A 12,169-nucleotide genomic window follows, 5' to 3' on the forward strand; every position below is an offset into this window, starting at 1 on the left:
TTTCAGACCGTCAGGCCAGCAAGTGGTACTGCGAGCGCGGCCACGCCAGTAGCGCGTGGACCTGAGTGATGCCCGACTGCTGCAGGAGCTCGACCGATCCCTCGCGGAACTTGTAGAGGTTCGTCGCGGGGTCGCGGGTGGTGTTCCAGTTGTAGTCGGCGTACGACTGCATCGCCTTGCGGTAGCGGGGATCCGGCGCGACCGAGTCCAGGATCAACAGGTTCTTGAACCAGATCGAGTTGAACGCCGCACCGTTCTTCGCCAGGATCTCCGGCGTGTTGTAGAACGCCAGCGAGGCATTGGCGACCGACTTCGCGTCGCGCAGGTACTGGACGTTACCCGTTGCCTTGAACAACAACACGCCGGCGCCGAGCATCACGCCCTGGTTGTAGCTCCACTGCGTCTTCTCGATGTTGCCGGCCAGATCGATGTGGTCCCAGTACAGGCCGTTCGGCGCGAGCATGCAGTCCTGCGCCCACTGGTACATCCGCTGGGCCCACGTCAGGTACGACTTGTCCCGCGTCAGCAGGTACAGGTGCGCCCCGAGCTCGGCGCCCGGTCCGTTCGACACCGTGTTGCGGTCCTGGCTCCACGGCGCCTGGGTCCAGTACACGCCGCCGGCGCACGGGTGCGACGGATCCGTGTCCCAGCCGTGGACGACGAGCGCGAAGATCTCCTTGGCGCGAGCGAGTGCAGCACGGTCACCAGTCCGCTTGAACCGCTGGATCAGGTTCAGCCCGATCCACTCGTTGTCGTCGTAGAACTTGTCGCCGCCCTGACCGTTCGGCGGCCGGACGTACGAGTCGTACCCGGTGGGCGTCGTCCCGGCGTTCCAGTAGAACTCGTACGCCGCAAGCCGTCGATCGGCCTCCGCCGAGCCCTGCCGGCCCGCACCGGGTACGCCGGCCAGGTCCTCCGCCGCGATCGCCGCCTGCGAGTACGGCCAGACGTACGAGTACGGGTTGCTCTGGGTGTTCGGGTACTCCTCCAGCAGCAGCGCCTTGCCGGCGTCGAAGTACTTGTTGATCGCGTCGTACGACGCACGCGCCCGAGCGGCTGCGGTCGGGTCGGTCCCGGCCTCACCGGCACTGGCCGTGGTCATGTTCAGCGAGCCGAGGACCGCGACCGCGAGCACTCCGGCGGCCAACCGAGTTGATATACCAATCTTTCTGCGCATCGACCTGCTCCTCCTGGGCGGTGGTTGACAGCGATGTCACGTTCTAACCGGCGCAGGGACACCGCGTCAATGGCTCAGCGGGCAGGCCGTTCGGAAGCAATAGTTGGTATATCAAGGGTTCGGGCCGCGAAACTGATCCACGCGGACCGCAGGTGCAGCCGGATCCGTACCTGGTCGGCCGTCAGAACACGTTTTCCGCGCGACCCGACCGCCTCGACGGTGAGCGCCCGCCCGCCACCCGGGCCGACGCCGGTCCGCTTCAGGACCCGGACGTAGCGGATCGAGCCGACGTCGAAGACCGCCTGCATCTGGGCGGCCGTCCGGGTCACCGTCCACGTCACGTTCGGGTTCCCGTTCTTCGGGTACGCGTCCCAGCCGTCCGCCTTCGTGAGCTGGTACGGCGCGTCACCCGCCGCCGTCGCCCCGCCGTTCGACGAGGAGAACTCCGCGATGATCGGATTCCCCTTGTACAGCCGGACCTGTCCCGCGGTCGCCGCGATCGCGTTGTTCGTCGACGTTTCCTCCGAGTCGTGCCCGCCGTACACCTGGCAGGACGTGGTGTCGCACAAGTCGTACGCTTTCCGCGCCGCGCGAGCCCGGTGGAACACCGAATAGGTGCGGGCGGCAACGGCCTGCGCCTGCAACGCGGCCGGGCGCCAACTCGACACCGACTCCCGAGGTACGACGCCACGCAGGTAGTACTCGAGCGGCAGCACGTTCACCGTGTCCAGATGCGCCCCGGACACGTCGATCGCCCGCAGCGCACCGCGATACCGGCGTACGGCGCCACTCGGCAGCACCAGGCCGATCACGGCCGCGCCCTCGAACTGCGTCATGCCCGTGAACGTCTTGTAGAGCGTCCATTTCCGGGCCTTCGCGTCGTACGAGCTGATCTTCGTGCCGTGCTCGCCGTTCGGGTCGATCGACCACTGACTCCGGGTCGAGGCCCTGGGCAACGGGTAGACCTTTCCGGTGGCCATCGAGCGGACCGCGAGCCCGCTCACCGCACCGACCCGGACGCCGTCGGTGGTGTCGGCGCTGACCCGGACCCGGATGCTGCCGGTCGCCTTCCCGGTCGTCGTCCCCGGGTAGTAGAAGTCAAGGATCTGCTTCGCCGGCTTCCCCGCCAGCGCGGCACCTTGCGCGCCGTACTGCGACAGTCCGCGACCGTGGCCGAATCCGCGCCCGTTGATCGTCGTGTCCGGCGCCGCTGCCGGCACGACCTCGCGGGCCTGGGCGGTCGCGCTGATCACCGTGGACGACAGCACAACGACGGCGATGGCACCCCGGGGATTCAGCACAGTTCTCATGATCGTCTCCCGTAGACAAGATGGACCTGCCGGTCACGCCGGTCCCAGACCAGCCAGCCACGCTGGAACTTCTGCCGCGATCCGCCCGCTACCCGATAGGCGTCGGTGATCGGCAGCCCGAGCCGCGCGCTGCCGGCCCCGAGCTGGCGGTACCGGGTCCGGAAAGCGCCGGACGTGGAATGGGGGCCGGTGGCAACGGAGTAGAAGACGTCACGGGTGCCGAAGTACGTCGCCCAGCCGGTCCGGGTCCGATGCTCGCCCCAGAACGGCTGGCCGAGGTTCCGGAAACCGAGTTTCCGGGCGTACTCGTAGATCGGGGTGGAGAAACTCCCGCTCATCAAGGTGTTCACGCGCTGCTTCAGCCAGCCGAGCATGTTGTACAGCTGGGTTCCGGGGCACGCCGTCGCCTTGGTGTCGCGGTGTCCGGAAACCGTGTGCAGGCGGCTTCCGTCGAGCACGATCGTGGCCAGCGGCGACCGGTAGTTGGCGTCCAGTTTCCACGCGATCACGCGCGCCGTGGACTCCAGCATCGCCGGAGGTGGTGCGGTCTGCTCGAAGTTTCCGATCACCGCGACGCCGAACGAGTTCGCGTTGAACGACGACGTGTGCGCGCCGAGCACCGGCAGTTGCGCACCGCCGTACCGGCCTTCGAAGACGCGGCCGAAGCGGTCGACGAGAAAGTTGTACCCGAGGTCGCACCAGCCGCGGCTCTTCACGTGATACGCGTACATCGCGCGCACCATCGCCGGGACCTGCGTGCGGGTGTAGTCGTTCCGGTCGGCGGTGTGGTGGACGAACGCCGCCAGCACAGTCTTCGTGTACTTCGGCCGCACGCACGAGCCACCGTTGTACGCACGGAGCCTTTCATCCGCGCCCCAGCGTTTCCGGCTCACCATCAACGGCATCGGGTACGGCGCCCTGCTCGACGCCGCCTCGACTGTGCCGCCCGGCTCCTCGGAGTCGGAGCTGAGCACGCCAGGCTGGATCAGAACAACCTTGGCGTCAGGCACCGTGCCGGAAGCGGTCACCGCGCTCGCCTGCACGCCCGTGGCATTACCGACCCACAACGGCTCGGTGCCGGAGCGCTCAATTCCTTCGGGATCCGATGGATCGGGCCCGTGATCGTCCTCGATATGCATCGGTTGCCAATCGGTCCATTGACCGTCGCGTTCGACGCGAACCTTCGCCGTCACTCCCTGGACGCCTTCGGGCCAGGTGATGCCGACCATTCCGAACGGTGCGGTTTCGGCCCGGACGGACGGCCCGTCGAGTGGAATCTCCTGGTACGAGGGATCCGGGTTGTCGTGCGGTAGCGGGACCAGGGCAGCCGCCGCCAGCACGAGCGGCAGTAGTCGCGCAGTCTTGCCCATAGACAGCCTTCCGGCGCGGGGACGGACAGTCGCTGGGCGGCGCGCTCCTCGATTATGCGCCGACGGTGCCGCTTTCCGGGCATTACGTCACCCTGCGTGGCGTCGCCTGTCTTGAGGGATTGGATAGGCTCTCCCTAAAGCCCCCGAGAGAGGCCCGACATGGAATTCATCCTGATCATCGCCGTGGTGGTGATCGCGGTTCTGGCGTACCGCTCGTACCGTCGGACCCAGCTGCAGACCAAGCAGCAGCACCAGATCACCGCCGCCGAGCTCGAGGCGGTGAAGCGGACCGCCGACGAGGACATCACCCGGTTCGGCGAGGAGCTGCAGGACCTCGACCTGGACATGGTCGGCAAGGACCTCGGCGACGGCGCGCGGCAGGACTACCAGCGCGCGCTGGACTCCTACGAGTCCGCGAAGCAGGCGGTCGGTCAGGTCACCGAGGCCGACCAGATCAAGCACGTGATCGAGATCCTCGAGGACGGCCGGTACGCGGCTACCTGTGTGCGCGCCCGGGTGAACGGCGAGCCGCTGCCGCAGCGCCGTCCGTCCTGTTTCTTCAACCCGCAGCACGGCCCGTCCGTCGAGGACGTGAGCTGGGCGCCGCCGGGTGGCGCGCCGCGTGAGGTGCCGGCCTGCGCGGCCGACGCCGAGCGGGTCCGCGCCGGCGCGGAGCCGGATGTCCGCAAGGTCATGGTCGGCCCGCAGCGGGTTCCGTACTGGGAGGCCGGCCCGGCCTACTCGCCGTACGCGCAGGGCATGTTCGGTGCGCTCGGCGGTGTGATGACCGGCATGTTCCTCGGCACGATGCTGGGCGGCATGTTCGCCGGCGGCGGGTACGGCGACTACGCGGGCGGCTACGACGGCGGCGGCGATGGCGGCGGCGACGGAGGCGGTGACGGCGGGGGCGACTTCAACCCGTTCGACGGCGGAGGCGACGGCGGCGGCGATGGCGGCGGCTTCGACTTCGGCGGCGGAGACTTCGGCGGCGACTTCTAGAACGCGACAGGGCCCCGGTGACCAGTTGGTCACCGGGGCCCTGTGCTGTGCTCACTCGCCGAACAGCGGGGCGTTCCCCTCGGCGGTGTTCAAGAAGTAGATCGGGTCCTTGAAGTCACCGGGCACCTTGCCCAGGCCCTTGATCACGGTCGAGGCTCCGTTGGCGTGACCAACGGCGTACAGGTAGGCCGAGCCGGTGTCCTTGTCGATCCCGGCGAGCAGCGTGCTCTGCGTGCCGCACTTCTCCGCGACCAGGTACTCGAACCCCTGCCAGGTCGACGTGCGAACCTTCTTGACAACCGGAGCGCCGGTGACCGGGATGTGGATCGTGTAGAGCGCGCCACCGTTCGTCGTGGCCAGGAAGGTGTCGTACGTCGCGGTCTCGCTGATCAGCGCCATCGTCTTCACCGACGAGTAGCCCGACCAACGCGTCACCACCCGGCCTCCCGAGGTGTACCGGTAGAGCACCCCGTCGCCGCGCAGCCGGTACTCCGCAGTCCGGCTGGTCTTGCCCCAGTACCACGAGGACTCGATCGTCTTGTAGCCGATGTATCCGACGCCGCGAGACTTCAGCGAGGTGAACGGCTTGCCGGTGGAGTCCACGCCGTACGAGCCGCCGTACAGCGTCCCGCTGACGATCACGTTGCCGGACCACGTGTAGTCCGCCCCGACGCCCAGCGAGATGGTCCAGGTCGACGCGAGCTTCGCGAGTCCCGGGGAGAACATGTGCGGGCCGGTCGACCGCTTGACGGTGGCCGGCGACGTCGCGGTGACCGCGGCGTTGGCCATGTCACCGCCGGCCGTGATCGAGCCGAGGTTGATCGAGCAGGCGGCGGTCGCGGCCGCGGTCGCAGTGCCGACAGCGGTCGCGGTGCCGGCCGACGTCGCGGCCAGCCCGCCGACCAGCAGTGCGGAGGCCGCCACAGCGGAAGCCCGGTTCAGTTTCATCGAAATGCCTTTCAGGAGTGGTTATTCGCCGTTTCGGGGCAGTGCGTCGTCGAGGCGCCACAGCGAGGTGACGGGGTCCTTGAAGGTGCCGGGGACCTTGCCCAGGCCCTGGATCACGGTCGAGGTGCCGTTGGCGTGCCCGACGGCGTACAGGTAGGCGCTGCCGGTGTCCTTGTCGATTGCCGTGAGCAACGTGCTCTGCGTGCCGCAACGCTCGGCCACGAGGGTCTCGAAGCCCTGCCAGGTCGAGGTGCGGACCTTCTTCACGGTCGGCTGCAACCGGGTGTCCGCAGGGATGTGGATCGTGTACAGCGCACCCCCGCGGGTGGTCGCGAGGAATGTGTCGTACGTCTTGGTCTCACTGATCAGCGTCATCGCCTTCACCGAGGCGAACCCGGGGTACTGGCGGACGTTCTTCCAGCTCGTCCATCGGAACAGGACGCCGTCGTTGCGCAGGCCGTAGCGCGCGATCCGGGTCGCCGGCGAGCCGTAGGTGGCCTGTTCGAACATCGTGAACTTGTCCCAGCCGCCACCGACCAGGTTCGGGTACATGTACAGCTCGCCGGTCATCTCGTCGTAGCCCCAGGACACCTGGTACAGGCGTGATCCGAGGACGACGTACCCGTCGTTCGAGCCGGCGTCCCAGCGCCAGGTCGAGCTGACCCGCGCTGCTCCGGGCGAGAACAGATGAGGTCCGGCGACGGTCTTCGCGGTCGGGGGTGTCCCGGCGGTAATGGTCGTGTTGGGCGCGTCACCGCCGCTCGTCACCGGCTGGAGCTGCATCTTGCAGGCAGCAGCCGGAGCGGCAGCGGCCGTCGTACTCGGGGCGATGGTGGCCAGTGCGCCCAGCAGTACGGCGGCCGTTGCAGCAGTGGAGGCCCGTCTCAGGTAGCTCTTCACACCTCAGACGATGCAGCCTGGTCCGCCGAAGTTGCGTTATCCACTGATCTTGATCGGGACGGACTCCGAGCCGCAACTTTTCCGCCGGCGGCCATATCGAGTTGAGCGAGAAACCTTCTCCGAAAGGACCTGCCCCGACGGGGTGCTGTACCGGTTCGACCACCACTGGAACGCCGACTTCCCGTACGACACCAGCTACCGGTACAACGGCAACGCGTACCTGTACGGCGCGTAGCAGCCGACCGCCGCCTTCACCGAGCTCAGCTGCGCAGGTGGAGGCGGCGGGCGGCTTCGGCCACCGAGCCGGAGACCGAGGGGTAGACGGTGAAGGCCTGGGCCACCTGGTCGACCGTCAAACGGGCGCCGACGGCCAGCGAGATGGGATGGATGAGTTCGCTGGCGCGGGGGGCCACCACGACACCGCCGACGACGATGCCGGTATTGGGGAGGCAGAAGAGTTTGACGAAACCGTCGCGGACGCCCTGCATCTTGGCGCGGGCGTTGTCGGACAGCGGCACCTTGACGACCATCGCCGTACTGCCGCCGGCGTCGACCACGGCTTGGGTCAGGCCGACCGTCGCGATCTCGGGGGCCGTGAAGACGTTCGCGGAGACCGTTGACTGGTCCAACGGGGTGACCGCATCGCCGAGCGCATGCGCCATCGCGATCCGGCCCTGCATGGCGGCCACCGAGGCCAGCATCAGTACGCCGGTGCAGTCGCCGGCCGCGTAGACGCCGCGGGCCGTGGTCCGGGAGACCCGGTCGACCTGGACGAACCCGCCGTCGGTCAGCGACACGCCCGACTCGACCAGATTCATGTCGTCGGTGTTCGGCAGCGACCCGACCGCGAGCAGCGCGTGCGACCCCTCGACCTTCCGGCCGTCGGTCAGCGTCACCACGACTCCGTCGCCCTGCCGCTTGACCGACTCGGCCCGGGACTTGCCCAGGACCGTGAGTCCGCGTCGCTTGAACACGTCCTCCAGGACTGCTGCCGCGTCAGCGTCTTCACCGGGTAGCACCCGGTCCCGCGACGACACCAGAACGACGTCGCTGCCGAGAGCGTCGTACGCGCTGGCGAACTCCGCACCGGTGACACCGGACCCGACCACGATCAGCCGCTCGGGCAGTTCTTCGAGCTCGTAGACCTGCTCCCAGGTCAAAATCCGCTCCCCGTCCGGCTCGGAGCCCTGGAGGATGCGGGGCCTTGCGCCAGTGGCGATCAGGATCACGTCCGCGTCCAGGCGCTCGTCGCCGACGACCACGGTTTCCGGCCCGTCCAGGCGGCCGCGGCCCTTGACGATCCGGACCTTGTCCCTGTCCAGCCGGCGCTCGATGCCCTCGGACTGGGCGGTGGCGAGCGCTTTCACCCGTTTGTTGACGACGGAGAGATCGACACGCACGGAGTTCGCCGGGTCGTCGTCGCCGTCGTCCAGCCGGACACCCAGCTCCCCGGCCTCCTCCACCTCGGTCATCACCTCCGCGGTGGCGATCAGGGTTTTGCTCGGTACGCAGTCGGTGAGCACGGCAGAACCGCCGATCCCGTCGGAATCGACGACCGTTACCTCCCCGCCCAGCTGGGCGGCCGCACTGGCCGCTTCGTACCCGCCTGGACCGCCTCCGATGATCACAACTCGCGCCACGGGAGGTCATTCTTCCGTATCCTCTGATTCCGTGACCCTGTACGCCGCGTTTGCGTCGAATCTGGACCCGAACCTGATGTCCGAGCGGTGCCCGTACTCGCCACTGCGCGGGACCGGCTGGATCACCGGCTGGCGCCTCACCTTCGGCGGCGAGGAGCTCGGTTGGGAGGGCGCGATGGCCACCGTGGTCGAGGACCCGGCCGACCCCGCCAACCAGGTCTTCGTGGCGCTCTACGACATCCACCCCAAGGACGTCGAGAGGCTCGACGAGTGGGAGTGGATCGACCAGGGCGTCTACCGCAAGATCCAGGTCCGGGTGCAGACCCTGGACGGCGAGCAACTGGCCTGGATGTACGTGCTGAACGCCTACGAGGGCGGTCTGCCCTCGGCCCGCTACCTGGGCATCCTGGCCGAGGCCGCCGAAGCGGCCGGAGCTCCCGACGACTACGTGGCGGACATCCGCTCACGGCCCTGTCAGTCGTCGGGTCATTAGAGTGCCCATGTGACCGATGATCTGAAGGCCGCCGCCGAAGCGTGGCTGAGCGAAGACCCCGACCCCGACACGCGCGCCGAACTCCAGGCGCTGCTGGATGCCGGGGAGACCGCAGAGCTGGCGGACCGTTTCTCCGGCACCCTGGAGTTCGGTACGGCGGGTCTGCGCGGAGCCGTCGGCGCCGGACCGAACCGGATGAACCGGGTTGTCGTGATCCGCGCCGCCGCCGGACTCGCGGCGTACCTGAAGGCGAAGGGGCTCACCGACGGCCCGGTCCTGATCGGGTACGACGCCCGCCACAAGTCGGACGTGTTCGCGCAGGACACCGCGGCCGTGATGCGCGGCGCCGGCCTGGACGCCGTACTGCTCGACCGGCCGGCCCCGACGCCGGTCGTCGCCTTCGGGATCGGGCACCTGCACGCGGTCGCCGGTGTGGTCGTGACCGCGTCGCACAACCCGCCGCAGGACAACGGCTACAAGGTCTACCTGGGTGACGGTTCGCAGATCGTGCCGCCGGCCGACGCCGAGATCGCGGCCGCGATCGCCGCTGTCGGCCCGCTGGCCGATGTACCGCGAGGCGACGACTGGCAGACGACCGGGGACGACCTGCTGAACGCGTACCTGGACCGGATCGCCCAGCTGGTGCCGGCCGACGCGCCACGGGACCTGAACGTCGCGTACACCCCGCTGCACGGTGTCGGACGGACCCTGGTCGAGGCCGCGGTCGCCCGGGCCGGGTTCGCCGTACCGCAGGTGGTCGCGTCGCAGGCCGACCCGGATCCGGACTTCCCGACCGTCTCGTTCCCGAACCCGGAGGAGCCGGGCGCGATCGACGCCGCGCTGGAGCTGGCCCGTTCGATGGACGCCGACATCGCGGTGGCGAACGATCCGGACGCGGACAGGTGCGCGGTCGCCGTCCCGGACGCTGCGGCCGCGGGCGGCTGGCGGATGCTGCGCGGCGACGAGCTCGGCGCGCTGCTCGGTGAGTTCCTGCTGTCGTCACGCCCCGACGGCGTGGCGGCGTGCTCGATCGTGTCGTCGTCGCTGCTCGGCAAGATCGCGGCGTCGTACGGCGTCCGGTACGTCGAGACGCTGACCGGGTTCAAGTGGATCGGGCGGGTGCCGGAGCTGGTCTTCGGCTACGAGGAGGCGCTCGGGTACTGCGTGGATCCGGCGGCTGTGAAGGACAAGGACGGCGTGTCGACGCTGGTCCGGGTGCTGCAGCTGGCCGCGCAGGCGAAGGCGGCGGGACGCACGCTGCTCGACCTGCTGGACGATCTCGCGGTCAAGCACGGGCTGCACGCGACCGACCAGTTGTCGGCGCGGGTCGACGACCTGTCGCTGATCGCTCAGGCGATGGACCGGCTGCGCGCGGCGCCGCCCACGGCACTCGGGGCGTACGCCGTCGAGCGGATCGACGACCTGAGCAAGGGGTCGGAGTCGTTGCCCCCGACGGACGGGCTGCGGTACACGCTGTCCGACGGCGCACGCGTGGTCGTGCGCCCGTCGGGTACGGAGCCCAAGCTGAAGTGCTACCTCGAGGTGGTCGTCCCGGTCACGACGGACGTCCCCGCGGCACGCGCTCAGGCAGCCACCGCGTTGGCAGCCGTCAAGTCGGATCTGGCTGCCGCGGCAGGTATTTGACCTCAGAACACCTGGCGGGTGGCTCTGAGCTCAGCGGGCGGCTGCGGCCGCTTCGGCTTCCTCGGCGTGCAGGGAGCTCTGCAGCGACGAGTGCAGGATGCGGAGCGTGCTGGTGGACTGCATCAGCGCGTCCCGCTCGTCCGGGTTCCGGTTGGCCAGGGCGGCGATGTCGCTGATGGCCGCGTCGATCCGGGCGATCCGGTCGGCGACCGAACCCTCCTGGCTGCTGGCGCGGCGGATCGCCTCGGACGTGACCGTCCAGACGTCCTCCTTGTCGTTGGTACGCCGGGACATGTCCACCATCTGGCTCAGCGCGGCGAGGTCGTGGTCGACCTGCGTGCGCTCCACCGGCACGGTGATCCCCGCGGTCGCCTGCCGCAGCCGGGTGACGTGCCCGGACAGCTCCGACCAGGTGCTCCGGCCGCTCTTGATCTTGTCCAGCACCTTCGCGTACTCGGTGTTGAACTCGTCGTAGTTCACAGTGACTCCTGCCGTTCGATGCTCGACTCAAGAACTCTAGGGCGTCCGCACCCGAAACAAGTAACCACACGATCGCAGATCGTGCAGGTGTCGCCAAAAAGAAACAGCCGCCCGGTACGCCAACGCGTACCGGGCGGCCGAGTTACGTACTACGTCAGGCGACGTAGGTGGAATTCGCGTTGAAGGTGTTGCAGTTACCGGCGACGGCGTAGCTGCGCGCCGCGTTGAAGCCGGCGAACGACCAGAACCGGTGGTTCTTCAGCGAGCCGTGGTCACGGACGCCGCCCGGCTGGTCGCCGGAGTTCGTCACGACGTAGACCCACTGCTGGTACAGGCCACCCGCCATCGGGTAGTAACGCTTGTTCGCGCCGAGGCTGGCCGAACCGAGGCAGGACGCCTGCAGCTCACGACGGCGGCTCTCCTCGAGCTGCGCGGCGTAGGTGCTGAAGGCGCGCTGACGCTGCCAGGACGCGTTCAGGATGCCGGTCAGCCACTGGACGTGGTGACCGTACTCGTGAGCCAGCGTGTTGGTCGCGTACGCCCGGGCAAGCGTCGGGCTCGACTTCCAGAAGCTCATGATCTGACCGGTCGGCATGTAGATCCAGGAACGACCGTTGTACGCACAGAAGAACGCGGTGTCGGTGACAACGCCACAGTACGAGTTGATGGTCCGCGCGGTGGTGACGACCAGCGTCGGGGCCACCTTGTACGCCGCACCGGCCTGCTTCAGCGGCAGCGCCCACTCGGCGTAGGTGCAGCGGAACAGCTGCGAGAGGTACTGGTTGACGCCCGTGTAGTAGCGCAGCGAGACGTTGACCTCCTTGCACTTCGACGGGGTGATCGGCCCCGTGTTGTACAGGCGGTTGTAGCGCACGATGTTCGTCAGCGACGCCTTCGTGGTCACGCCTTCACCAGCCGGCGGGTTACCGATGACGATCGGCTGGTGGCCGTTCGGGATCGCCGGGTCGGCGGTGGTCGCCGTTGCGGCCGTCGCAGCCGTCTTGGTCGTGCTGGAGGTCTGCGCGGCCTGGGCGTTCGGCAGCGCCAGCGCGGCGAAGCCGGCCAGGGCACCGACGGTGGCCATGCCACGCAGGGTGTAGCGGGAGAGGTTGACCATGAGCTCCACTCTCGATGTGTCTAGGGACCTGTCTGGACCAATCCTGGAGTGCACAGGGGTTCACTCAGGGGTCGAACACGGGCTCTGACGC

11 protein-coding genes are annotated in these 12,169 nt (G+C 68.5%); 3 read left to right on the forward strand and 8 right to left on the reverse strand.

Annotated features, from left to right (window positions below):
* Nucleotides 1-10 precede the first annotated feature (10 nt).
* From EV649_RS10100 to EV649_RS10110, 3 genes are all read right to left on the reverse strand, one after another.
* Nucleotides 11-1,177 carry a glycoside hydrolase family 76 protein gene (locus EV649_RS10100; RefSeq protein WP_130382723.1) on the reverse strand — a complete coding sequence of 389 codons (1,167 nt, stop codon included), beginning with the start codon at nucleotides 1,175-1,177 and terminating at the stop codon, nucleotides 11-13.
* Nucleotides 1,178-1,251: 74 nt separating this feature from the next.
* Nucleotides 1,252-2,487 (reverse strand): SpoIID/LytB domain-containing protein, encoded by a 1,236-nt coding sequence (locus EV649_RS10105; protein WP_130382725.1) that lies wholly within the window; start codon nucleotides 2,485-2,487, stop codon nucleotides 1,252-1,254.
* Entirely contained in the window at nucleotides 2,484-3,857 is a 1,374-nt protein-coding gene (locus tag EV649_RS10110) for a peptidoglycan recognition protein (protein WP_130382727.1), read from the reverse strand. Before EV649_RS10110 ends, EV649_RS10105 begins: the two co-directional genes overlap by 4 nt.
* 159 nt (nucleotides 3,858-4,016) lie before the next feature.
* Between EV649_RS10110 and EV649_RS41090 the strand changes: the two genes are divergently transcribed.
* Nucleotides 4,017-4,856: a hypothetical protein gene (locus EV649_RS41090; protein WP_198682378.1), complete on the forward strand. Its 840-nt coding sequence runs from the start codon at nucleotides 4,017-4,019 to the stop codon at nucleotides 4,854-4,856.
* 51 nt (nucleotides 4,857-4,907) lie between these two features.
* Here the strand turns inward: EV649_RS41090 and EV649_RS10120 are convergent, their stop codons facing one another.
* The 3 genes from EV649_RS10120 to EV649_RS10130 all read right to left on the reverse strand — a co-directional run bounded on the left by EV649_RS10120 (nucleotide 4,908) and on the right by EV649_RS10130 (nucleotide 8,344).
* A complete protein-coding gene (locus EV649_RS10120; protein ID WP_241997947.1) occupies nucleotides 4,908-5,804 on the reverse strand; it encodes a hypothetical protein in 897 nt (298 codons plus the stop codon).
* 21 nt (nucleotides 5,805-5,825) lie between these two features.
* Nucleotides 5,826-6,704, reverse strand: coding sequence for a hypothetical protein (locus EV649_RS10125; RefSeq protein WP_241997949.1), 879 nt, complete (start codon nucleotides 6,702-6,704; stop codon nucleotides 5,826-5,828).
* A gap of 260 nt (nucleotides 6,705-6,964) precedes the next feature.
* Nucleotides 6,965-8,344 (reverse strand): NAD(P)H-quinone dehydrogenase, encoded by a 1,380-nt coding sequence (locus tag EV649_RS10130; protein WP_130382729.1) that lies wholly within the window; start codon nucleotides 8,342-8,344, stop codon nucleotides 6,965-6,967.
* 31 nt (nucleotides 8,345-8,375) lie between these two features.
* Here EV649_RS10130 and EV649_RS10135 point away from each other — a divergent pair, with 31 nt between their 5' ends.
* Together EV649_RS10135 and EV649_RS10140 are read left to right on the forward strand one after the other, a co-directional pair.
* Complete coding sequence (locus EV649_RS10135; RefSeq protein WP_130382731.1) at nucleotides 8,376-8,837, forward strand: gamma-glutamylcyclotransferase; 462 nt, start codon at nucleotides 8,376-8,378, stop codon at nucleotides 8,835-8,837.
* Nucleotides 8,838-8,846: 9 nt separating this feature from the next.
* A complete protein-coding gene (locus tag EV649_RS10140; RefSeq protein WP_130382733.1) occupies nucleotides 8,847-10,481 on the forward strand; it encodes a phospho-sugar mutase in 1,635 nt (544 codons plus the stop codon).
* A 30-nt stretch (nucleotides 10,482-10,511) separates the two neighbouring features.
* Here EV649_RS10140 and EV649_RS10145 read toward each other — a convergent pair whose 3' ends face one another.
* Entirely contained in the window at nucleotides 10,512-10,961 is a 450-nt protein-coding gene (locus EV649_RS10145; protein ID WP_130382735.1) for a hypothetical protein, read from the reverse strand.
* A 154-nt stretch (nucleotides 10,962-11,115) separates the two neighbouring features.
* On the reverse strand, nucleotides 11,116-12,078 hold the full coding sequence (locus EV649_RS10150) for a neutral zinc metallopeptidase (protein ID WP_130382737.1): 963 nt from the start codon (nucleotides 12,076-12,078) through the stop codon (nucleotides 11,116-11,118).
* Nucleotides 12,079-12,169 lie beyond the last annotated feature (91 nt).

Source organism: Kribbella sp. VKM Ac-2569 (genome assembly GCF_004216905.1).
GTDB lineage: Bacteria > Actinomycetota > Actinomycetes > Propionibacteriales > Kribbellaceae > Kribbella.

What these genes read in the sequence shown, in the direction of transcription:
- EV649_RS10120 (WP_241997947.1), bottom strand. Translation starts at nt 5,804, where the DNA reads ATGAAACTGAACCGGGCTTCCGCTGTGGCGGCCTCCGCACTGCTGGTC.
- EV649_RS10150 (WP_130382737.1), bottom strand. Translation starts at nt 12,078, where the DNA reads ATGGTCAACCTCTCCCGCTACACCCTGCGTGGCATGGCCACCGTCGGT.
- EV649_RS10110 (WP_130382727.1), bottom strand. Translation starts at nt 3,857, where the DNA reads ATGGGCAAGACTGCGCGACTACTGCCGCTCGTGCTGGCGGCGGCTGCC.
- EV649_RS41090 (WP_198682378.1), top strand. Translation starts at nt 4,017, where the DNA reads ATGGAATTCATCCTGATCATCGCCGTGGTGGTGATCGCGGTTCTGGCG.
- EV649_RS10105 (WP_130382725.1), bottom strand. Translation starts at nt 2,487, where the DNA reads ATGAGAACTGTGCTGAATCCCCGGGGTGCCATCGCCGTCGTTGTGCTG.
- EV649_RS10100 (WP_130382723.1), bottom strand. Translation starts at nt 1,177, where the DNA reads ATGCGCAGAAAGATTGGTATATCAACTCGGTTGGCCGCCGGAGTGCTC.